21 protein-coding genes are annotated in these 20,829 nt (G+C 65.9%); 7 read left to right on the plus strand and 14 right to left on the minus strand.

Annotation, left to right across the window (positions count from 1 at the left end):
* Positions 1–151 precede the first annotated feature (151 nt).
* A complete protein-coding gene (locus ACFPOE_RS12815; protein WP_376850472.1) occupies positions 152–1,654 on the minus strand; it encodes a lipopolysaccharide biosynthesis protein in 1,503 nt (500 codons plus the stop codon).
* Between the two features lie 182 nt (positions 1,655–1,836).
* Complete coding sequence (locus ACFPOE_RS12820) at positions 1,837–2,766, minus strand: SDR family oxidoreductase (protein WP_376850473.1); 930 nt, start codon at positions 2,764–2,766, stop codon at positions 1,837–1,839.
* 43 nt (positions 2,767–2,809) lie between these two features.
* On the opposite strand from ACFPOE_RS12820, the gene ACFPOE_RS12825 reads away from it, so the two are divergent.
* Complete coding sequence (locus tag ACFPOE_RS12825) at positions 2,810–3,892, plus strand: CDP-6-deoxy-delta-3,4-glucoseen reductase (protein WP_376850474.1); 1,083 nt, start codon at positions 2,810–2,812, stop codon at positions 3,890–3,892.
* A gap of 9 nt (positions 3,893–3,901) precedes the next feature.
* Here ACFPOE_RS12825 and ACFPOE_RS12830 read toward each other — a convergent pair whose 3' ends face one another.
* Together ACFPOE_RS12830 and ACFPOE_RS12835 are read right to left on the minus strand one after the other, a co-directional pair.
* The gene (locus ACFPOE_RS12830; protein WP_376850475.1) at positions 3,902–4,825 is read right to left on the minus strand and encodes an MraY family glycosyltransferase; all 924 of its coding nucleotides are present in this window, start codon (positions 4,823–4,825) and stop codon (positions 3,902–3,904) included.
* Positions 4,826–5,097: 272 nt separating this feature from the next.
* Positions 5,098–5,406 (minus strand): hypothetical protein, encoded by a 309-nt coding sequence (locus ACFPOE_RS12835; protein ID WP_376850476.1) that lies wholly within the window; start codon positions 5,404–5,406, stop codon positions 5,098–5,100.
* Positions 5,407–5,551: 145 nt separating this feature from the next.
* Between ACFPOE_RS12835 and ACFPOE_RS12840 the strand changes: the two genes are divergently transcribed.
* Positions 5,552–6,523, plus strand: a complete 972-nt coding sequence (locus ACFPOE_RS12840) for a Bug family tripartite tricarboxylate transporter substrate binding protein (RefSeq protein WP_376850477.1) — start codon at positions 5,552–5,554, stop codon at positions 6,521–6,523.
* Between the two features lie 117 nt (positions 6,524–6,640).
* On the plus strand, positions 6,641–7,237 hold the full coding sequence (locus ACFPOE_RS12845) for an outer membrane beta-barrel protein (RefSeq protein WP_376850478.1): 597 nt from the start codon (positions 6,641–6,643) through the stop codon (positions 7,235–7,237).
* Positions 7,238–7,247: 10 nt separating this feature from the next.
* Here ACFPOE_RS12845 and ACFPOE_RS12850 read toward each other — a convergent pair whose 3' ends face one another.
* From ACFPOE_RS12850 to ACFPOE_RS12895, 10 genes are all read right to left on the minus strand, one after another.
* Complete coding sequence (locus ACFPOE_RS12850; RefSeq protein WP_376850479.1) at positions 7,248–7,964, minus strand: ABC transporter ATP-binding protein; 717 nt, start codon at positions 7,962–7,964, stop codon at positions 7,248–7,250.
* Positions 7,965–7,978: 14 nt separating this feature from the next.
* A complete protein-coding gene (locus ACFPOE_RS12855; protein WP_376850480.1) occupies positions 7,979–8,749 on the minus strand; it encodes an ABC transporter ATP-binding protein in 771 nt (256 codons plus the stop codon).
* Positions 8,750–8,788: 39 nt separating this feature from the next.
* Positions 8,789–9,922 carry a branched-chain amino acid ABC transporter permease gene (locus ACFPOE_RS12860; protein WP_376850481.1) on the minus strand — a complete coding sequence of 378 codons (1,134 nt, stop codon included), beginning with the start codon at positions 9,920–9,922 and terminating at the stop codon, positions 8,789–8,791.
* Positions 9,923–9,936: 14 nt separating this feature from the next.
* Positions 9,937–10,866, minus strand: a complete 930-nt coding sequence (locus ACFPOE_RS12865; RefSeq protein ID WP_376850482.1) for a branched-chain amino acid ABC transporter permease — start codon at positions 10,864–10,866, stop codon at positions 9,937–9,939.
* A 179-nt stretch (positions 10,867–11,045) separates the two neighbouring features.
* Positions 11,046–12,359, minus strand: coding sequence for a replication-associated recombination protein A (locus ACFPOE_RS12870; protein WP_376850483.1), 1,314 nt, complete (start codon positions 12,357–12,359; stop codon positions 11,046–11,048).
* A gap of 38 nt (positions 12,360–12,397) precedes the next feature.
* Entirely contained in the window at positions 12,398–13,042 is a 645-nt protein-coding gene (locus ACFPOE_RS12875; RefSeq protein ID WP_376850484.1) for a c-type cytochrome, read from the minus strand.
* A gap of 43 nt (positions 13,043–13,085) precedes the next feature.
* Positions 13,086–14,516: a cytochrome C gene (locus ACFPOE_RS12880; RefSeq protein ID WP_376850485.1), complete on the minus strand. Its 1,431-nt coding sequence runs from the start codon at positions 14,514–14,516 to the stop codon at positions 13,086–13,088.
* A gap of 234 nt (positions 14,517–14,750) precedes the next feature.
* On the minus strand, positions 14,751–15,392 hold the full coding sequence (gene lolA / locus ACFPOE_RS12885) for an outer membrane lipoprotein periplasmic chaperone LolA (RefSeq protein WP_376850486.1): 642 nt from the start codon (positions 15,390–15,392) through the stop codon (positions 14,751–14,753).
* 46 nt (positions 15,393–15,438) lie between these two features.
* Positions 15,439–17,772 (minus strand): DNA translocase FtsK, encoded by a 2,334-nt coding sequence (locus tag ACFPOE_RS12890; RefSeq protein ID WP_376850487.1) that lies wholly within the window; start codon positions 17,770–17,772, stop codon positions 15,439–15,441.
* A gap of 58 nt (positions 17,773–17,830) precedes the next feature.
* The gene (locus tag ACFPOE_RS12895) at positions 17,831–18,505 is read right to left on the minus strand and encodes a Crp/Fnr family transcriptional regulator (protein WP_376850488.1); all 675 of its coding nucleotides are present in this window, start codon (positions 18,503–18,505) and stop codon (positions 17,831–17,833) included.
* Positions 18,506–18,660: 155 nt separating this feature from the next.
* Between ACFPOE_RS12895 and trxB the strand changes: the two genes are divergently transcribed.
* From trxB to ACFPOE_RS12915, 4 genes are all read left to right on the plus strand, one after another.
* Positions 18,661–19,614, plus strand: coding sequence for a thioredoxin-disulfide reductase (gene trxB / locus ACFPOE_RS12900; RefSeq protein WP_376850489.1), 954 nt, complete (start codon positions 18,661–18,663; stop codon positions 19,612–19,614).
* Between the two features lie 144 nt (positions 19,615–19,758).
* Entirely contained in the window at positions 19,759–19,992 is a 234-nt protein-coding gene (rpmB, locus tag ACFPOE_RS12905; protein ID WP_376850490.1) for a 50S ribosomal protein L28, read from the plus strand.
* A 61-nt stretch (positions 19,993–20,053) separates the two neighbouring features.
* Positions 20,054–20,224, plus strand: coding sequence for a 50S ribosomal protein L33 (gene rpmG, locus ACFPOE_RS12910; RefSeq protein WP_141510265.1), 171 nt, complete (start codon positions 20,054–20,056; stop codon positions 20,222–20,224).
* Positions 20,225–20,414: 190 nt separating this feature from the next.
* Positions 20,415–20,822: a DUF3597 domain-containing protein gene (locus ACFPOE_RS12915; RefSeq protein WP_376850491.1), complete on the plus strand. Its 408-nt coding sequence runs from the start codon at positions 20,415–20,417 to the stop codon at positions 20,820–20,822.
* The last annotated feature ends 7 nt before the right edge of the window (positions 20,823–20,829 follow it).

Here is a 20,829-nt window from a genome sequence, read left to right on the forward strand (position 1 = left end):
TGCGTCGCTCGAACGATGTCTCCAGAAATGAAAAGGACAAGCTTTCCCGATCGAACTAGGTGCACCCGAATTCATGCTGTCAATTCGCAGCTCGCCGATGACGCAGGAGCAACCGCCAAAGGTTAGAAAAAGTTCGCATCGCAACGCACGATCATGCCTTGCCGGTGTCGGCCCGAAACGGGGTCATCCAGGCGCCCGACTTGACTGTCAAGATCGCAAGCCAAAGAATCGAGAGCAGAAGCACCATCCCGGCGGCCACCAACCTGACAAGAGGGGTCCACAGGGAGTGACTATCTATCCAATACCTTCCCAGTAGCACTATTGCGGCGGAGAGAGCCAACGGCATCAGCACACATCGAAAGAGCCATCGAGACGCCAGGCCTTTGAGCCACCGCCGGTGCGTGAGCCAAGCACCGCTGAAGAGATAAATGACGTTGATCAGAAGCCAGGCTGTCGCTCCCCCTTTTGCTCCAAAGTTTGCAGTAAGGACAACTGTCGCTGGCACCATCAGAACGGCAAGGCCCGACACCAAGAACAGCGGCAGCTTGACCGAGCCGTAGGCGATCTGAAGTGCATATGGAAAGTGCATCACGCCGTTCAATGCCGAACCGATTACAAGCAAAGAGGCGATCGGCGCAACGCTTACAGCCAACTCCGGATTGTCCGTCCATACCCGCAACAGATCCTCGGCGAAAACCGCAATCGTCAGCGCGACAGGCAGCAAGACGGCGCAAAAAAGCTGGGTCTCCTGAAGATAGGATCTTCCCAGGGCGTGCATGTCGCCCCGCGCAATCATGTTCGTATAACGCGGGAAAATTGTGTTGAAGACCGGAAGAATCACGATCGCAAGCGCGGCGGCGACAACGCCCGCCAGGACGTAGCGGCCGAAATCCTGCAGGGTCAGCATCCGACTCAGGAGAACTTTGTCCAGTTGTGTCAACACGATCGAGGCCATCGCCACGCCGCTCATTCCGAAAGAGAAGTTCCTGATCCTTTTCAGTTGGCCAATGTCAAATTGCGTGTTGGAGTCTCGGCCGATGACGCGCCATGCAGCGCTGCGCATGACCGTGACATGCAAGAGAGCGACTGCCGCTTGCCAGACGAAGAAGGCTTCAACGGTCGGTGAGACGAAGGCAAGGATCGCCACCGCGCCGACGCTGCCGAGCGTCACCATGACCAGACTGACGGCAGCAAGGACGGTCAGGCGCTGCATTCCGACCAAAGCAGCCTGGTAGACGGACACCGGCCAGCGGCAGGCAATGACCAGTCCCATGAGCGCCACGGCAGTCTTCAAGGTCTCGGTAGTGAGGCCACCGGCCTTCAACCACCCGTTTGCGATGATTGACGACGCCCCGGCAATCGTGATGCCAAGGACCACTGCGACGGCCCAATACACGTAGGCCAAGGAATGCAGCAACCGTCGCGACTGATCCATTTCTCCTGTCGCCGACGTCCGCGCCAACTCCCTTGTCATGGTCGGAGCGAGGCCCATGTCGAGCAGCAAGAGCACCGCGTTGGCCGTAGCGAAGAAGCCGATCAAACCATAGGCCTCAAGGCCCAAATACCTGATGTACAGGGGAACGACAGCCAAGCCGAGCAGCGCGGTCCAGACCGAATTTGCCAGGCCCGCCAGCAGGTTTCGTCTTACTGGCATGGCGGCGGGTGCATGACCTTCTTTGACGTGACCGCATCGCCAAATTTAGCCAAGCGGCGATGCCCAGGGAATTCGCCTGCCGTCACGAGAAAAATGAAAGATTCGATCCCCACGTTTCCCATTTCTTGATTGGACCGCGAATTGACGAGCCAAGCCATTATGGGCAAGGCGCGGCGCATTGCCTATCCCGCCAGCAGGCCCGCGGCAACAGTGGGGTGCAACAAATTCACCCGCAGTTCGGATTTCAGCCTCGCGTTCCGCAGCCGCCGCGACTCGCCCATGAAACTGAGCACCAACAGCGGCAACGCGTCGCGCGCTGCGCTGCGGGCGATCCGGGGCGGCCGGGGCAGGCCGTACAGGTCGGCGGCCAGGTCGAAGTACTCGCCCATCTTCAGCTCGCTGTCGTCGCTGACGTTGTAGACCCGCTGCGGCCGGCCGCGCCACAGCGCAGCGACCACTGCGCGTGCGAGGTCGTCGGCGTGGATGTGGTTGGTGTAGACGTCGTCATCGGGCGCCAGCACCGGCGTGCCCTTGAGCAGCCGCCCCCGGGGCGTGCCGCCTTCGCGGTCCGGTGCGTAGATGCCGGGAATGCGCAGGATGCTGGTCCTGACATGGGCGGCCCGGCCGAAGTGGCGCACCGCGGTCTCGGCGTCGACCCGGCGCTGGGCCCGGGGTGTTGCCGGATGCAGTGCCCGGGTCTCGCTCACCCGCTCGCCCCGGCAGTCTCCGTAGACCCCGCTGGTGGACCCATAGACCAGCGATGCCGGCGCCGTCCTCGATCGCAAGGCCTGCAGCAAGGCCACGGTGCGAAAGTCCCGCCACCATTGCGCCTGGTCGTCGCCACGCGGCGGCGCCAGGTGGACGACGCGGGTTGCCAGTCCGGCCAGCCGCGCCAGCGAGGCGGGGCGGTCCAGATTCCCCGGCAGCGGCGTGATGCCTTCGCTGCGCAAGTCGGCCATGCGGTCTGGCGAGGAGGTCAGCGCCAGCAGCCGCACCCGCTTTGCCAGCAGTTTCGCCACCCGCAGGCCGATGTCGCCGCAGCCGACGATCAGCACCCGTTCGCGGCGAAAGCGCGCCGGCAGCGCGCCGAGGGGACTCTGGATTGAGGGCAAAATCGGGGGGTTCTTCTAGAGACTGCCCGAGGATAACCAAAACATGACGAGCGCTTCGCCCCCCGCGGCAACCTTCCAGGTCAGCGTGCTGCCCAGCGGCCGCACCTTCTCGGTCAATCCGGACGAGGCCATCCTGCCGGCCGCCATCCGCCAGGGCATCGGCATGCCCTACGGCTGCAAGGACGGCGCCTGCGGCTCCTGCAAGTGCAAGAAGCTCGAGGGGCAGGTGTTCCACGGGCCGCATCAGAGCAAGGCACTGTCCGCCGAGGAGGAAGCGGCGGGCTTCATCCTGACCTGCTGCGGTGTGCCCCTGAGCGACGTGGTGCTCGAGTCGCGCCAGGTGACGGACGAATCGGCGTTCCCGATCAAGAAGATGCCGTCCCGGGTCACCGCCCTGGAAAAGAAGTCGTGGGACGTGATGGTGGTCCGTTTGCAGCTGCCGGCCAACGACACCATGCGCTACCACGCCGGGCAGTACATCGAGTTCATCCTGCGAGACGGCGCCCGCCGCAGCTATTCGATGGCCAATGCGCCGCACACCATGGTCAAGGCGGACGCAACGCCACCGGTGGGTCCCAGCATCGAGCTGCACATCCGCCACATGCCGGGCGGCAAGTTCACCGACCACGTCTTCACCGCCATGAAGGAAAAGGAAATCCTGCGCGTGGAGGGCCCCTACGGCAGCTTCTTTCTGCGCGAGGACTCGGACAAGCCGATGATCCTGCTGGCTTCGGGCACCGGATTCGCGCCGATCAAGGCGGTGATCGAACACATGCAGTTCAAGGGCATCACCCGGCCGGCCACGCTGTACTGGGGCGGCCGGCGCCCCGGCGACCTGTACCTGGATGACTGGGTGCAGGCGCGGCTGGCGGATATGCCGAACCTGAAGTACGTGCCGGTGATCTCCAACGCGATGCCGCAGGACAACTGGACCGGCCGCACCGGCTTCGTCCACAAGGCGGTGCTGGAGGACTTTCCCGACCTGTCGGGGTTCCAGGTCTATGCCTGCGGCGCGCCCATCGTGGTCGATTCGGCGCGGGCCGACTACAGCGCCATCGGCAAGCTGCCGCCGGAAGAATTCTTCGCCGACTCCTTCACCACCGAAGCCGACAAGCACCGGGACTGATGGCGGCGCTCAGCGCAGGATCAGCCACACCGGCGTGCGAAAGCGCACGATGCACTGGTACAGCCACAAATAGACGCCGATGAAGGTGGCGCAGAACAACAACAGCGCCGGCGTGTTGTCCCAGAACAGGGCGGCCGGAACCACCGCCAGCGAGCACAACACCCACAGGTAGAGCGAAGTGACCGGGTTGCTGTGGGTGCGGCCCTCGCCCCGGCCGGCATGCAACAGCCGCCGGAAGATCAGCGAATGCAGGTGCCAGGCGTCCGGGCTGGCGATCGGCGCGCCCTTGAGCACCTTGCGTCGATAGATGCTGAACACCGTCTCCATGGTCGGATACAGGAACAGCAAGATGGCGAACCAGGGCGAAACTTCCGGATGGCGATGCACCAGCAACACGGCCAGCTCCCCCAGCATGAAGCCCATGAAATAGGCCCCGCCGTCGCCCAGGAAGATCATCCCGAGCGGGAAGTTCCACAGGAAGAACCCGGCCAGCGCCCCCAGGCAGCACAGCGCCGCCAGCAGGATGAACTGGTCGCCGACCGAATAGGCCACGTAGCCGATGGCGCAGAACATCATCATGCAGACCATTGCCGCCAGCCCGTTGAAGCCGTCGATGATGTTGACCGAATGGGCGAGGCCTGAGACCGCGAACACGGTGAGCAGGATGGAGGTCACGCTGACGGCGAGAAAGGCGTCGACGACAACCATGTTCGTGCGGTCGACCACTGCATCGAGCACGAGGGCTCCGAGCAGGGCCGAGACGGCCGCCGCCAGCATCCGCGTGCGAGGACGCACCGACAGGGTGATGTCTTCGGCCAGGCCATAGGCAAGGGCCGGAAAGGCGCAGGCCACCAGCTGGCCCAGGCGGCCACCGATCGGCGTCCACCAGTATGCGTAGGCGGCGCACAGGATCAAGGCGACCAAGAGTCCCACGCCGCCTAGCCTCGGCACCGGCCTGCGATGGAATTTCTGCGGGCCGTCAAAGTCGCTGTCCGACCCCCACAGGACGCCGTTACTGCTCTGCCTGACGAAGAAGGAAGCAATCAGGAACGAAATCGCCGCTGATGACAGCACGTAGCCCATGAATACACACGACCCTAAAACCTAGCTACGCAGATTCTAGGCAAGATGCTGCAACGCGCAATCCTCCGTTCGGCGGATTGCGCGTCGCAGCTGGCCGAGGTTTGAACCAGCGTTGCGCCGGATCAGCTGTGCGAGGTACGGAATTTTCTTAGGGCTTCGTCCATCCGCGCTTCGCGGCTGGTGTCATTGCTGAGGTCGGAATTCGTCGACGACGCCATGTACTCGCGGCCATGGTGGCGCTTGGCGGTCGTCATCGCGCGGTGATGCTTCTTCGTAACGCGGCGCACGGCGTGGCGGCTGGCGTGATGCTTCACCTTCACCGAGGTCGATGCCACGGGCGTGGATGGCGCTGTTGCCGTGTCGTTCGAGGCGGCGAACGCGACGCCGCCGAAAGCCAGAGCGGCTGCAAGGGCGAGAGTGTGAAATTTCATGGTGACTCCTGTGGGTTGAAGGCTGAAAAAACTGCCTACCTTCCTTCAACGTCCCAGTCGATGCCCGCCATGTCGGACAACGCCTCGCGGGCATGTAGGGGAATGCGATGGCGGGCCGCGGTGGCACTGCTGTGAAAATCCCCCTATGAACCGCAGAACCCTCATCCTCTCCGCCCTGGCCGCCGCCACCGCGCTGTCCTCGTCCCTGGCCCTGGCCCAGAACAAGCCGATCCGCATCATCGTGCCGTACGCGGCCGGGGGCCCGATCGACGCCACCGCCCGCATCCTGGCCGAACGGGTCAAGGACTCGCTGGGCACCGTGATCATCGAGAACCGCCCCGGCGGCGGCGGCAACATCGGTGCCGACGCGGTGGCCAAGGCGGCTCCCGACGGCCTGACGATCGGCATCTCCGCCGTCGCCACCCATGCGATCAACCCGTGGCTGTTCTCGAAGATGCCGTTCGACCCCATCCGCGACTTCGCGCCGATCACGCAGATGGTCCGCGTGCCCAACGTGCTGGTGATGAACGCCGACACCGCCGCCCGCCTGAAGATCAGCTCGGTGGCGGACCTGATCGCCTACGCCAAGGCCCATCCGGGCCGGCTCAACTACGGCAGCGGCGGCAATGGCAGCGCCGGCCACCTGGCCGGCGAGATGTTCAAGCGCGACGCCGGCATCTACGCCGTGCACATCCCCTACAACGGCGGCAACCCGGCGCAGCTGGCCCTGCTGTCGGGGCAGGTGGACTTCAATTTCGACAACCTGGCCACCGCCGCTCCCAACATCCGGGCCGGCAAGCTCAAGGCCCTGGCCGTGACCACGACGCGCCGCTCGCCCAGCCTGCCGGACGTGCCGCCGGTGGCCGACACGCTCAAGGACTTTTCCATCGACACCTGGTGGGGCCTGGTGGCGCCGGCCAACACCCCGCACGACGTCATCGTCAAGCTCAATCACGCGTTTGTTGCGGCGCTGCAATCCCCGGAAGCCAAATCCCGCTTCGCCACCCTGCTGGCGGAGCCGGTTTCCAACACTCCGGAAGAATTCGGCGCTTTCATGCGAGCGGAGCTGGCCAAGTATGAGAAAGTGGTCAAGGCCTCCGGCGCAAAAGTGGACTGAAGCTCGAATAATTCCCGCCTGCTGAGCCTCCTACGCCGGCTGTGGGACTCGTCCTACAGCCGGGATTTGCGACCGGTCGTAAGTTTGGATTTCGAAAGACAACAGCAGGGGACGGACATGAAAGTGCGACACCTCTTCTTGTGGACTGCAGCGCTGGCCGCGATGGCTTCCGCCCCCGCGGCGCAGGCGCAGGACAGCTCCCCCAGCCGGTCGATCGTGCCGCCCGCGGGCCGCGGCTACGTCGGCCTCAGCCTGGGCCGGTCCCGCTATTCGGTCCCCTGCGGCGTGACCTCCCTGAATTGCGACAGCACCGACAGCTCGGTCCAGATCTCTGCAGGCAGCATGCTGGGCAACTTCTGGGGCGTGGAGCTGGGCTATCTCGACATGGGCCGGATCAGCCGCGGCGGCGGCACCACCAAGGCCCAGGGACTGAACCTGAGCGTGGTGGGCAAGGCGCCGGTGTGGCAATCGCTGGGCGTGTTCGGCAAGATCGGGACCACATATGGCCGCACCGACACCAGCGCCCTGCTGGGAAGCGGCGTGAACAACGGCACCGATCGCGGATTCGGCCTGTCGTACGGCGCCGGCGTCAGCTACGACTTCACGCCGCAGCTGTCGGCCACCTTGGCGTGGGACAGCCACGACTTCCACTTCGCCGGCAGCGGCCGCGACCCGGTGCGCTCCACCAGCCTCGGGCTGCAGTACAAGTACTAGCGATCGCCGCTTATTCGCCCAGGTACGCCGCCCGCACCTTCGGGTCGCTGAGCATCTGCCGGGCGTCGCCGCTCATGGTGATCAAGCCGGACTCCATCACATAGGCGCGGTTGGCGACCTGAAGCGCGCGGCTGGCATTCTGCTCCACCAGCAGGATGGTGACGCCCTGCTCGTACACCTCCTTGACCACCTCGAAAATCTTGTCGACCATGATCGGCGCCAGGCCCATCGAGGGCTCGTCCATCAGCAGCACGCGGGGCCGGCTCATCAGGGCCCGGCCCATCGCCAGCATCTGCTGTTCGCCGCCCGACATGGTGCCGGCCAGTTGGTCCTTGCGCTCGCGCAGGCGCGGGAAGGTGGTGAACACCTTCTCCATGTCCTTGGCGATCTCCGGCTTGTCGTTGCGGATGTGGGCGCCCATCTGCAGGTTTTCGGTGATCGTCATGCGGGTGAAGACGCCGCGGCCTTCCGGCACCATCGCCAGCCCCTGCTTGACCAGGTCCCAGGCGCCCTTGCCGCGGATGCTCTGCCCGAGGTACTTGATGTCGCCCTCCAGGAACGGAAGGCTGCCGGTGATGGCCTTCATCGTGGTGGTCTTGCCGGCGCCGTTGGAGCCGATCAGCGAGACCAGTTCGCCCTCGCGCACATTGAAGTCCACGCCCTTGACGGCCTGGATGCCGCCGTAGGCGACCTTCAGGCCGCTCACTTCCAGAAGAATCTCTGCCATGTGTCCTGCTCCGCCTAGTGGCCGCTGGTGCCGAGATATGCCTCGATCACCTTGTCGTTCTTCTGCACCTCGGCCGGCGTGCCCTCGGCGATCTGCTTGCCGTAATCGAGCACCGTCACCCGGTCGCACAGCCCCATCACCAGCTTGACGTCGTGCTCGATCAGCAAGATGGTGCGGTTGTCCTTGCGGATCTGGTCGATCAGCTGGCGCAGCAGCACCTTCTCGGTGGCGTTCATGCCCGCCGCCGGCTCGTCCAGCGCGATCAGCTGCGGATCGGTGGCCAGCGCCCGCGCGATCTCCAGCCGCCGCTGGTCGCCATACGACAGCGTGCGCGCCTTGTAGTCGGCGAACTTGGCGATGCCCACGTAGTCCAGCAGCTCGTGGGCCCGCTTGGCGATCGCCGCCTCTTCCGCCTTGAAGCCGGGCGTGCGGAAGATCGCGCCGAGCAGGCCGGAACCGGTGCGGATGTGGCGGCCCACCATGACGTTCTCCAGCGCCGTCATGTCGGCGAACAGGCGGATGTTCTGGAAGGTGCGGGCGATGCCGGCCTTGGCCACTTCATGCACGGCGCTGGGCTTGTAGGGCTTGCCGGCCAGCTCGAAGGTGCCGCTGTCGGGCGTGTACAGGCCGGTGATGACGTTGAAGAAGGTGGTCTTGCCGGCGCCGTTGGGGCCGATCAGGCCGTAGACCTGGCCGCGCTCGATGGTGATGCCCACGTCTGACAGGGCCTGCAGCCCGCCGAAGCGCTTGGAGATGCCGGCCACGCGAAGAACTGTTTCTGCCATATGTTTCCTACAGAGCTGAAGGCCCGTCCCCAGGCAAGTTCAATTGAGCGCCGTGCTGCCGGGCGCGCCGGGTGGCGGCGCCTTGGTGTTCTGCAGCGACTTGCCGTGCGTGGGCGCCGGCCACAGTCCGCGCGGGCGCAGCAGCATCACCGAAATCATCGCCACCGCGATCAACAGCTGGCGCAGGATGGCGGAATCCAGCCGGCCACCGGTCATCGCCTGCAGCGGTCCGGCGACATAGCGCAGCACCTCCGGCAGGGCCGACAGCAGCACCGCTCCAAGGATCACGCCGGGCAGGTGGCCGATGCCGCCCAGCACCACCATCGCGACGATCATCACCGACTCCATCAGGCTGAAGGACTCGGGCGAGACGAAGCCCTGGAAGGCTCCGAACATCGAGCCCGCCACGCCGCCGAAGGTGGCCCCCATGCCGAAGGCCAGCAGCTTCATGTTGCGGGTGTTGATGCCCATCGCCTTGGCGGCGATCTCGTCCTCGCGGATCGCCATCCAGGCCCGGCCGATGCGCGAGAGCTCCAGCCGGTGGCAGACGATCACGCTCACCACCACCAGCGCCAGGAACAGGTAGTAATAGAGGCTCACCGAGGCGATCTCGTAGCCCAGGAGGGTGGCGGGCTTGCCGAGATTGAGGTTGAAGAAATGGATCGAGTCGATCTGGTTGATGCCCTTGGGCCCGTTGGTGATGTTGACCGGCTGGTCCAGGTTGTTGAGGAACACCCGGATGATTTCCCCGAACCCCAGCGTCACGATGGCCAGGTAGTCGCCGCGCAGCTTGAGCGTGGGCGCGCCCAGCATGACCCCGAAGAAGCCGGCCAGCGCCGCCCCGGCCGGGATCACGATCCACAGCGGCAAGTGCAGGCCGTTCGGGAACATCGCCGCGATCGCCGGGAAATTGTCGGTCAGGTGCGGCGAGGCCAGCAGCCCGAACATGTAGGCGCCCAGCGCGTAGAAGGCGACATAGCCCAGGTCCAGCAGGCCGGCGTAACCGACCACGATGTTCAGGCCCAGGGCCAGGAGGACATAGAGCAGGGCGGTGTCGGCGATCCGGACCCAGGCGTTGCCCTGGGTCTGCAACAGGAGCGGCAGCAGAATCAGCGCCAGCGTGAAGACGGCCCGCACCGCATGCTTGTTCTGGCGGTTGATGAAATCGATCATGGTGTTGTTTCCCTTCAGGCCCGGTCCGCCACCCGCTCGCCCAGCAGCCCGGAGGGCCGCAGCGTCAGCATGATGATCAGGACGATGAAGGCGAAGATGTCGGAGTAGTTGCTGCCAAGCACTCCGCCCGTCAGCGTGCCGATGTAGCCCGAGCCGATCGACTCGATCAGCCCCAGCAGGATGCCGCCGACCACGGCGCCGGCGAGGTTGCCGATGCCGCCGAACACCGCAGCGGTGAACGCCTTCAGCCCCGGCAGGAAGCCCATGGTGTGCTGCACCGTGCCGTAGTTCGACGCGTACATGACGCCGGCGATCGCCGCCAGCACCGCGCCGATGATGAAGGTGGCGGAGATCACGGTGTCCGGCCGCACCCCCATCAGCGCCGCCACCCGCGGGTTCTCCGCGGTGGCGCGCATCGCGCGGCCCAGCCGCGTGTAGTTCACCAGGTACATCAGGACCGCCAGCGAGGTTGCCGTGAGGCCCAGGATCATGATCTGCGTGGCGGTGATGACGGCGCCGCCGATCTGGAACGGCACCGGCGGCAGCAGCGTGGGATAGGGCTTGTAGTTCGGCTTCCAGATGATCATGGCCAGCGTCTGCAGCAGGATCGACATGCCGATGGCGGTGATCAGCGGCGCCAGCTTCGGGCTGTTGCGCAGCGGCCGGTAGGCCACCTTCTCGATGATGAAGTTCAGCATCGCGGCCACCACGCAGGAGATCACCAGCGCGATGATCAGCACCAGCCAGCCGGGCATCCACGGCATCGACTCCTGGATCGTCACGATGATCGACCAGCTTGTCAGCGCGCCCACCATCAGCACCTCGCCATGGGCGAAGTTGATCAGGTTGATGATGCCGTAGACCATGGTGTAGCCCAAGGCCACGAGGGCATACATGCTGCCGAGAACCAGACCGTTGATGATCTGCTGCAGCAGGATTTCCATACGCTTCTCCGGTGGTTTGACGCCATCTAGCAAAAAACCCGCCAGATGCCGATTCTGCGGGTTGATGGTGCGCGATTGTAGCCAGCCGGTCCAGCGGCTAAAAACGCCGCAGACGCGGGGTTTACCCTCGATGAAGCAAGGCGGGACGCGGCCGGCGACGCGGTGCAGTCACCGCGCGATCACGGCTTGCGCTGCCTGTCTTCATTGAGGCGGCGCAGTTCGCGCAGCCGGTCCGCGATGCGGATCTCCAGGCCGCGCTCCACCGGCCGGTAGAACTGCGGCGGCTTCATGCCGTCCGGAAAATAAGTTTCGCCGGCGGCGAAACCGCCCTCTTCGTCGTGCGCGTAGCGGTAGTCCTTGCCGTAATCGAGGTCCTTCATCAGCTTGGTCGGCGCATTGCGCAGGTGCAGCGGCACCGGACGGGTGCCGTCCTGCTTGATGAAGGCCTTGATCTCGTTGAAGGCGTTGTAGACGGCGTTCGACTTGGGCGCGATCGCCAGGTACACCACGCATTCGGCCAGCGCCAGTTCACCCTCCGGCGTGCCCAGGCGCTCGTAGGTCTCGGCGGCGTCCAGCGCCAGCCGCAGCGCGCGCGGGTCGGCCAGCCCGATGTCCTCGCTGGCCATGCGCACCAGCCGGCGCGCCATGTAGCGCGGGTCGGCACCGCCATCGAGCATGCGCAGGAACCAGTAGAGCGAGGCGTCGGGGTTGGAGCCGCGCACGGACTTGTGCAGGGCGCTGATGGTGTCGTAGAACTGTTCGCCGCCCTTGTCGTAGCGGCGCATGCGCTCGCCCAGCACCTTGAGCAGCCAGCTGTCGGTGACTTCGCCCAGCTTCTCCTGCTCCGCCGCGACGGCCAGCGTCTCCAGCGTGTTGAGCAGCCGCCTGGCGTCGCCGTCGGCATAGGCCACCAGCCGGTCGAGCGCGGCCTGCTCGATCGGCGGCACGGCGCCGATCGCCTGCGCCTTGGCGACGATCTGCTTGAGGTCGTCCTCGGCCAGCGGCTGCAGCACATAGACGGCAGCCCGCGACAAGAGAGCCGAATTGACCTCGAACGACGGGTTTTCGGTGGTCGCGCCGATGAAGGTGAACAGGCCCGACTCCACGTGCGGCAGGAACGCGTCCTGCTGGCTCTTGTTGAAGCGGTGCACCTCGTCGACGAACACGATGGTGCGGCGCCCGCCGGAGCCCAGGATGCCCTGCGCCACCTGGGCCCGCTCCACTGCCTCGCGGATGTCCTTGACGCCGCCCAGCACCGCGCTGATGGTGATGAACTGGGCGTCGAAGGCATCGGCCATCAGGCGCGCGATGGTGGTCTTGCCGGTGCCCGGCGGTCCCCACAGGATGCAGCTGTGCGGCTGGCCGGACTCGAAGGCGATACGCAGCGGCATGCCCTCGCCCAGCAGGTGCTGCTGGCCGATCACCTCGCCCAGCGTCTTCGGGCGCAGGCGTTCGGCCAGGGGCTGGTGCGCGGTCGCGACGGTCTTGCTCACCCGCCGGAGTTTATAGGCAGCGCCGCGCCGGCGAGCCGCTAGGGACTGCCCAGCGCCTGCACGTAGGCCGCGACGTTCCTGATGTTCTCCGCCGTCAGTTCGTGCGCCACCACCTTCATGACCGCGCCCTCGGGCCGCTCGTCGGTGCGCTGGAACACCAGCAACTGCTTGGCGGTGTAATCGGCGTGCTGGCCCGCCAGCCGCGGGAAACCTGCATTGCCCTGGCCGTTTTCGCCGTGGCAGGCGATACAGGCCGGCACGTTCTGGGCCGGCAGGCCGTCATGGAAGATCGCCTTGCCCGCGGCCACGCGGCTGGCGCCTCCCTCGGGCGGCAGCGGCGTCGCCGGCTGGCCCGCATAGTAGGCAGCCAGGCCGTCGATCTGCGCATCGGTCAGGCTGCGGCTGAGGCCCCACATGTACTCGAAGCCGGCCGGATCCTGCCGGCCGTGGCTTCTGAACCCCCTGAGCTGCTCCACCAGATAGGCTGGCATCTGGCCGGCCAGGTTCGGGAAATTGGGCGACACGCTGTTGCCGGTGAGGCCGTGGCAGTTGGAGCAGACCTGCTGCGCGAGCGTCACCGCCGTCACGTTAGGGTTGCCCAGGTCGCGCGAGCGGTCCGGGTGGGCGCAGCCGGTCGCCAGTGCGGCGCCCAGCAGTGCCAGGGCGATTGGTCGGAGCTTCATGATGGCGTCCCTTAAGGAATTGCGGATGTCGGAAGGCACCGCCTCAATACGCGGCCCACAGATAAAGGAACAGCGAGTTGTTGTCGCGCGCGTTGCGCCCGAATCCGTCGTAGTTCTGCGCGGCGCCGTTATAGCGGCTGTACGCCGTGTACTGCGCGCCCAGCCGCAGGTACTGGACCGGTGCCCAGAACGCCTCGAAGGTCATGCCGCGGGTGGCCGGGTCGCCCGACAGGTTGCCGCCGACCCGCTGCGAAGGGGCCAGCGCGGCCGGGTCCGATGTGATGGCCAGCGTGTCGGGACTGAAGCCCGAGCTCTGGTTGGCGGTGTTGGTGCTGCCCGTCAGGTTGAAGAAGCCGACGCTGCCGCCATAGCGCGCCCGGTACACGTAGGTCAGCTTGGCCCGCAGCAGGTTGGTGGTGTCGGCGGCGCTGGTGTTGGCCAGCGGATTGCCAAGCGCATCGACGAAGGGCACCGGCTGGTTGGCCAGGCCACCGGGATAGCTGTGGCGGCTGTGCTGGTAGACCAGCTGCGCCGTGACCGCATGCGGATCCAGCAGGTACTGGTATTGCGAGTCGATGCTCAGGTCCCGGGTGCGGTGGATGGTGGAGTCGTCGGAGGTGTCCAGCGGATCGTTGTAGATCCTGGCCGTCATGCCCGCCGTCCCGACCATCAGGCTGTGCGGTCCCCACTCGTGGTTCCAGGCCAGGCGCCAGTAGGGATTGATGCCCTTGAGCTTGGTCACGCTGTCGTCGGCCAGCCCGGCGTGCATGAACGCCAGCGGGCCGCGCGACGTGCCGTACCCGCCCAGTTCGGCATAGATGGTCCGGTTCCAGAAGGCGTACGCCGTCAGGCCCGCGATGTTTCCGCCGGCGGCATAGGACGGATAGGGTGCGTTGCCGTCGATGAACCGGCTGCTGGTGGGACTCGGAACGGGCACATACTGCATCCACGCCGCTGCGGTGTTCCAGGGGTCGGAGACCGACGGGTTGTTGTTGACGGACAGCCCGACGATCAGGTCGCGCTTCGGGTCGATGAAGCGGTCGGCGTAGCGCAGGTCGATGTTGTCGGCGCTGGTGTGGCCATGGAACTGGCCGTCGGCAGACCGGGTGGCGTAGGGGTCGTGGGTGATCTGTGCGAAGGCGCCCAGGTTGTCGGTGATCTTGCCGCCCAGGAACAGGCTGCCTGTCGCCAGGATGGTCCGTGCGTTCCTCTGGAAGTCGTCGTCCGGGTTGTCGCTCTTGGACGTGTCGGCCACCCTCGAATTGGAGAGCACCGCCATCGCCGACAGCGGGATCGTCCGTTTGCCGATGGTGTAGCCGGTCAGCTTGAAGATGCGCCCGTACGGGGTGAGCTCGGGGAACTGGCCGCCGGCGTGGCAGGCGACGCAGTTCTGTCCGGTCTGGCGCGCAAACAGCGGCAGTGCAGACGCGGGCTGCGACACCAGGGTCGCGAATGCGAGCAGCGCGATGGCCATCATCCATCGCCGGAGCGGGGCCGGAGATCCGCAGGCGCGGTCAAGGTTCTTCATGCGCAGACTCCCTTTGTGGGGAGTCCAATGTGCGCTCGCCGTGCCTGGCCGGATTGAGCTACGTCAACCAACCATCTTCAAGCGCGCTGGCGTGGCGGCGGCGCCACTGGCAGCCAGGCGGAATGCGTGAGTGCCCTGATCGGGAGCTGACGCGGCGCCCCGGCCGCGCTGCCGGCGGCGCTATTGCTTGACCACGTCCACGCCCTGCGGCGCCTTGAACTGGAAGCTGTCCGGCGAGACGCCGGCATTGAGCTCCATCTTGCTGAAGCTGATGACCGAGCGCTGGCCGAAGCTGTCCAGGATGTCGAGCGCCGCCAGCTCGTTGCCGCGAAAGCCCACCTTCACGCTGTGCAGCTGGCCGTCCTTCACCTTCGGCGTCGCCTGCACCCATTGGAGGCCGTCGCGGTCGGCGATCGCTTCCAGGCTGAAGTCCTTCTTCAGCGCGTTGAGGTCCGGCGAAGAGGCGATCAGCGCCGCCGGCGTCGAGCCCAGCACCTGCGCCTGCTTGCGCGACGTGACCTGCTTCAGGTCCACGTCATACAGCCAGAGCGTCTGGCCGTCGGCCACGATGGTCTGCTCGAACGGCTTCTTGTAGTCGAAGCGAAAGCGCGCCGGCCGGGAAAATTCGAAGGAGCCGGTCGAGGTCTTGCTGCGCGGCGCCTGGCCGTCGCGCCCGGGCGCCGTCACGACCTGGCTGAAGTCGGCCCGGCCGGACTTGGCGGTCTTGACGAAGTTTTCCAGGCTTTCCATGCCGCCGGCAAATGCGGACGACGCAAACTGCGCGCAGGCGAGGAGTGCCACTGAGGTGATGAGTTTCTTCATGCCGGGTTGGGTCCCCGCGGAAGCAGGAAGTTCGTAGGACGCGGGCTCATTCGGCCCGTTGCTGAACCAGGATCTCGCGCTGGCCGGCGCCGCTCATCGCGCTCACCAGGCCGGCCTTCTCCATGTCTTCCACCAGCCGTGCGGCCCGGTTGTAGCCGATCTTGAGGTGCCGCTGCACCAGCGAGATGCTGGCCTTCTTGTTCTTCAGCACCACTTCGACCGCCTGGTCGTACATCGGATCCTTCTCGCCGCCGGCGTCGCCGCCCAGCAGGTCGCCCTCCTCGCCGTCGACGGTGCCGCCTTCGAGCACGCCCTCGATGTAATTGGGCTCGCCGCCCTGCTCCTTGAGGTAGGCCACGACGCGGTGCACTTCCTCGTCGCTGACGAACGCGCCATGGACGCGGATCGGCAGGCCGGTGCCGCTGGGCATGTACAGCATGTCGCCCATCCCGAGCAGCGCTTCCGCGCCCATCTGGTCGAGGATGGTGCGGCTGTCGATCTTGCTGGAGACCTGGAAGGCGATCCGCGTGGGAATGTTGGCCTTGATCAGGCCGGTGATGACGTCCACGCTGGGGCGCTGGGTGGCCAGGATCAGGTGGATGCCGGCGGCGCGCGCCTTCTGCGCCAGCCGCGCGATCAGCTCCTCGATCTTCTTGCCGACCACCATCATCAGGTCGGCCAGTTCGTCGATCACCACCACGATGTGCGGCAAGCGCTCCAGCGGCTCCGGGCTGTCCGGCGTCAAGCTGAAGGGGTTGGAGATGAACTGCTCTCTGGCCTTGGCTTCGTCGATCTTGTGGTTGTAGCCGGCCAGGTTACGCACCCCCAGCTTGCTCATCAACTTGTAGCGCCGCTCCATCTCGCCGACGCACCAGTTCAGGCCGTGGGCGGCCTGGCGCATGTCGGTCACCACCGGGGCCAGCAGGTGCGGGATGCCCTCGTAGACCGACATCTCCAGCATCTTGGGGTCGATCATCAGCAGGCGCACGTCGCGCGCCTCGGCCTTGTACAGCAGCGACAGGATCATCGCGTTGATGCCCACCGACTTGCCCGAGCCGGTGGTGCCGGCCACCAGCACGTGCGGCATCCGGGCCAGGTCGGCCACGACCGGCAGGCCGCCGATGTCCTTGCCCAGGCCCATGGTCAGCATCGACTTGGCCTCGTGGTAGACCTGCGAGCCCAGGATCTCCGACAGCCGGATCGACTGCCGCTTGGCATTGGGCAGCTCCAGCGCCATGTAGTTCTTGCCCGGGATGGTTTCCACCACCCGGATCGACACCAGGCTGAGGGACCGCGCCAGGTCCTTGGCCAGGCCCACGATCTGCGAGCCCTTGACGCCGGTGGCCGGCTCGATCTCGTAGCGGGTGATTACCGGGCCGGGCTGGGCCAGCACCACGCGCACCTCGACCCCGAAGTCCTTGAGCTTCTTCTCGATCAGCCGGCTGGTCATCTCCAGCGTTTCCGGCGACACCGTCTCCTGCCGGCCCTGCGGGCCGTCCAGCAGGTCCACCTGCGGCAGCCTGGAATCGGGCAGTTCCATGAACAGGGGCTTCTGCTTTTCCTTGGCCACCCGCGTGCTCTTGGGAACCTCCACGATCTCCGGCTCGATCAGCACCGGCACCGGATGGTGCTCGACGATCTCGATGCGCTCCTCGATCAGGATCTCCTCGCGCTCGCGCGCCGCCTGCTGGCCGAAGGCCAGGTCCTGGGCGATCTCGCGCTTCTCGCGCCGCGACTCGATGAAGCCGACGATGGCGGCGCCGACCCGCTCCGCCACATGGCTCCAGGAAAAGCGGAATACCAGCGCCGACCCCAGCACCACCAGCGCGATGCAGACCAGCCCCGAGCCGGTGAACCCGAGCCACGTCACCGCCAGCGGCCCGGCCAGGTAGCCGAGCGCGCCACCGGCGTGGTCGGGCAGCCGGCCCTGGCCCTCGAACCGGTACAGGCGCGACCATTCGAGCGCCGTGCTGGCGCACAGCAGCACCGCCAGGCCGATCCAGAACGCCAGTTGCGTGTGGCTGAAGCCCTGGGGCTGGTCGGGCTCCGCCTCGCCGGCGCGCATCCAGCGCGCCAGGGCAGACAGCCAGGCGCGGACGCCGGCGGCCACGCACCACCAGACCGACAGGCCGAACAGGAACAGGCTGCCGTCCGCCACCCAGGCGCCGAGGCGGCCGCCCCAGTTGCGCACCGCGGCGCCGCTGCCGGAGGTGGAGAAGGCGGGGTCGTCGATCGAATAACTGGCCAGCGCCATCAGCCAGAACACCAGCGCCACCAGGCCCAGGATGATGACGATTTCGTGGGCGAAGCGGCCGACGACGCCGCGTTGCGGACCCGAGCCCGGGGCCGGATTGTTCAGTGTGTTGAGCGAGTAGGTCATGGGCGTCCGGCGAGCTTAACGCACGTCCCCGGTGCCGCCATCGCGCGACGGCGCTGCGTCAGCCAAGCGTCGTCAACCTGTCCTTGATCAGCATCGAGCCGTCGACCCGGGTTTCGATGAAGCCGCGGTCTTCCAGGTCCTTCATCACGCGGCTGACCATCTCGCGCGAGGCGCCGACCATCTTGGCGATGTCCTGGCGCGAGATGCGCTCGCGGATGGTGAGCAGGCCTTCCCGGTCCGGCAGCGCGAACTCGAGGAGCGAGCGGGCCACGCGTCCGTACACGTCCATCAGCGCCAGCGATTCGATCTTGCGGTCGGCCTGCCGCAGCCGCTGCACCAGCCCCTTCATGATGGCGTACGACATCGAGCTGTTTTCCGGCAGGCAGCGCGCGAATTCGGCGCGCCCCAGCGTCAGCATGTCGGTCTGCACCTCGGCGCGCACCGTGGCCGAATGCGGCTCGTTGTCGATCAGGCTCATCTCGCCGATGTAGTCGCCCGGCTGCAGCGTGGCCAGGATCACCTCGCGGCCGCGCTTGTCGGAAGTGACCACCCGCACGCGGCCCGTGAGGATGATGAACAGCGTGTTGGACTTCTCGCCTTGCTCGACGATCACCTCGCCGCGCTTGAAGCGACGCTTGGTGACCGCGTCGGCGACCGCCTCCGCCTGGTTGGCGGTGAGCAACGCGAACAGCGGGACCCTGCGGATCAGCTCCAGATTCGAGAGCATCGACATGTCTGTAATCCCTTCCGGCGCGAGCCTTTCGATGGGTTCTTACAATCGCACGGATTGAAATTGGCAGCCATCACCCGTTCATCATCACTTGATACTGGCGTTATCGGGCCGAACTGTACACCGAGCTGTCGCGTTTTCCACACAGGTTTTCCACCATGAGCACCACCCAACACGCCAAAGTCCTGATCCTCGGATCGGGCCCGGCAGGCTACACCGCGGCCATTTACGCCGCGCGCGCAAACCTCAGCCCGGTGCTGGTCACCGGCATCGCCCAGGGCGGCCAGCTGATGACGACCACCGACGTGGACAACTGGCCCGCCGACGTGCACGGGGTGCAGGGCCCCGACCTGATGCAGCGTTTCCTCGAACACGCGGAACGCTTCAAGACCCAGATCCTGTTCGACCACATCTCCGAAGTCGACTTCAGCAAGCGCCCGTTCACCCTCAAGGGCGACAGCGGCAGCTACACCTGCGATGCGCTGATCCTGGCAACGGGCGCCTCGGCCAAGTACCTGGGGCTGGAATCGGAGACGGCCTTCATGGGCAAGGGCGTCTCGGGCTGTGCCACCTGCGACGGCTTTTTCTACCGCGGCGAGGACACCTGCGTGATCGGCGGCGGCAATACCGCGGTCGAAGAGGCGCTGTACCTGTCGAACATCGCCAACAAGGTGACGCTGGTGCACCGGCGCGACAAGTTCAAGGCGGAACCGATCCTGGTGGACAAGCTGATGGAGAAGGTGGCGGCCGGCAAGATCGAGCTGAAGCTGTTCCACACCCTGGACGAGGTGCTCGGCGACAAGACCGGCGTCACCGGCGTCCGGCTGAAGGACACCCGGACCGGCGAGAAGTCCGACGTGCAGCTCAAGGGCTGCTTCATCGCCATCGGCCATTCGCCCAACACCGAGATCTTCCAGGGCAAGCTGGAGATGAAGGACGGCTACATCGTCACCAGGTCCGGGCTGCAGGGCTTCGCCACCATGACCAGCGTGCCGGGCGTGTTCGCCGCCGGCGACGTGCAGGACCACGTCTACCGCCAGGCGATCACCAGCGCCGGCACCGGCTGCATGGCGGCGCTGGACGCCCAGCGCTTCCTGGAACAGGCGCAATAAAGCCGTTCCCGGCCGGCAGGCTATAATCCAGGGCTTTGCTGAATTCGCCTGGGAAGGCTGGTTCGGCACTCGGGTTACCGCCACCCTTCTGGCGAGGTCAGGCTCTCCCTGCTGGGACGGCCGTTTGCAACTACTGGAGTGCTTATGGCACGCGTCTGCGAAATCACGGGCAAGGCCCCGATGGTCGGAAACAACGTTTCCCACGCCAACAACAAAACCAAGCGCCGGTTCCTGCCGAACCTGCAATACCGCCGTTTCTGGGTCGAGACCGAAAACCGCTGGGTTCGCCTGCGCGTTTCCAGCGCGGCCCTGCGCCTGATCGACAAGAACGGCATCGACGCCGTGCTCGCGGACCTGCGCGCCCGCGGTCAAGCTTAATCATCGAATGACTTTGCGGGACAGGCCTTTAGCTCTGTCCCCAACTGACTAAGGAAATATCATGGCGAGCAAAGGCGGACGCGAAAAGATCAAGCTGGAATCCACTGCGGGAACCGGCCACTTCTACACCACCAGCAAGAACAAGAAGACGATGCCCGAGAAAATGGCGATCATGAAATTCGATCCCAAGGCCCGCAAGCACGTCGAGTACAAGGAAACGAAGCTCAAGTGAGGCCCGCCCCGCCAGGGGCAGGCAGTTCATTTCTCCCGGCTCACCCCGGGGATCCAGACAGCCCCGCCGATGCGGGGCTTTTTTTCGGCTGCTCGTCCTTGCGCGAAATGGCGCTTGTCCGACACTGCCGCGCTGTGCGCAGCCTGACCATGGCGCCAAGGCACTTCCGCCTTTGCACCCGGAGCATCCCATGAGCGTTTTCAGCAAGATTTTCGACAAGATTTTCCACCGCGGCGCCGCCGCATCCGCCCCGGCCGACCAGGTCAGTGCAGCGCCTTCCTATCCCAGCGCCAGCGATGCCGCCGCAGCCGGCGTGGCCGCAGGCGCCGCCGCCCAGCAGCCGGTGGACGTGGAGGCCGTCCTGAACGGCCTGGCCGCCCAGAACCCGCAGAAGCTCAACTGGCGCACGTCCATCGTCGACCTGATGAAGCTGCTGGACCTGGACAGCAGCCTGCAGGAGCGCAAGGACCTGGCGACCGAGCTGGGTTACACCGGCGCCAAGGACGGCTCGGCCGAAATGAACATCTGGCTGCACCGCCAGGTGATGAACAAGCTCGCGGCCAACGGCGGCAAGGTGCCGGCCGACCTGAAGGATTGAGCCAGCA

Origin of the sequence: Caenimonas terrae (genome assembly GCF_042655405.1) — a bacterium.
GTDB classification, from domain to species: Bacteria; Pseudomonadota; Gammaproteobacteria; order Burkholderiales; family Burkholderiaceae_C; genus Ramlibacter; species Ramlibacter terrae_A.

Coding starts and splice junctions, on each gene's coding strand:
- rpmB (WP_376850490.1), top strand. CDS start 19,759: ATGGCACGCGTCTGCGAAATCACGGGCAAGGCCCCGATGGTCGGAAAC.
- ACFPOE_RS12815 (WP_376850472.1), bottom strand. CDS start 1,654: ATGCCAGTAAGACGAAACCTGCTGGCGGGCCTGGCAAATTCGGTCTGG.
- ACFPOE_RS12855 (WP_376850480.1), bottom strand. CDS start 8,749: ATGGCAGAAACAGTTCTTCGCGTGGCCGGCATCTCCAAGCGCTTCGGC.
- ACFPOE_RS12840 (WP_376850477.1), top strand. CDS start 5,552: ATGAACCGCAGAACCCTCATCCTCTCCGCCCTGGCCGCCGCCACCGCG.
- ACFPOE_RS12850 (WP_376850479.1), bottom strand. CDS start 7,964: ATGGCAGAGATTCTTCTGGAAGTGAGCGGCCTGAAGGTCGCCTACGGC.
- ACFPOE_RS12825 (WP_376850474.1), top strand. CDS start 2,810: ATGACGAGCGCTTCGCCCCCCGCGGCAACCTTCCAGGTCAGCGTGCTG.
- ACFPOE_RS12845 (WP_376850478.1), top strand. CDS start 6,641: ATGAAAGTGCGACACCTCTTCTTGTGGACTGCAGCGCTGGCCGCGATG.
- ACFPOE_RS12835 (WP_376850476.1), bottom strand. CDS start 5,406: ATGAAATTTCACACTCTCGCCCTTGCAGCCGCTCTGGCTTTCGGCGGC.
- ACFPOE_RS12880 (WP_376850485.1), bottom strand. CDS start 14,516: ATGGCCATCGCGCTGCTCGCATTCGCGACCCTGGTGTCGCAGCCCGCG.
- lolA (WP_376850486.1), bottom strand. CDS start 15,392: ATGAAGAAACTCATCACCTCAGTGGCACTCCTCGCCTGCGCGCAGTTT.
- ACFPOE_RS12865 (WP_376850482.1), bottom strand. CDS start 10,866: ATGGAAATCCTGCTGCAGCAGATCATCAACGGTCTGGTTCTCGGCAGC.
- ACFPOE_RS12895 (WP_376850488.1), bottom strand. CDS start 18,505: ATGTCGATGCTCTCGAATCTGGAGCTGATCCGCAGGGTCCCGCTGTTC.
- ACFPOE_RS12915 (WP_376850491.1), top strand. CDS start 20,415: ATGAGCGTTTTCAGCAAGATTTTCGACAAGATTTTCCACCGCGGCGCC.
- rpmG (WP_141510265.1), top strand. CDS start 20,054: ATGGCGAGCAAAGGCGGACGCGAAAAGATCAAGCTGGAATCCACTGCG.
- ACFPOE_RS12890 (WP_376850487.1), bottom strand. CDS start 17,772: ATGACCTACTCGCTCAACACACTGAACAATCCGGCCCCGGGCTCGGGT.
- ACFPOE_RS12860 (WP_376850481.1), bottom strand. CDS start 9,922: ATGATCGATTTCATCAACCGCCAGAACAAGCATGCGGTGCGGGCCGTC.
- ACFPOE_RS12875 (WP_376850484.1), bottom strand. CDS start 13,042: ATGAAGCTCCGACCAATCGCCCTGGCACTGCTGGGCGCCGCACTGGCG.
- trxB (WP_376850489.1), top strand. CDS start 18,661: ATGAGCACCACCCAACACGCCAAAGTCCTGATCCTCGGATCGGGCCCG.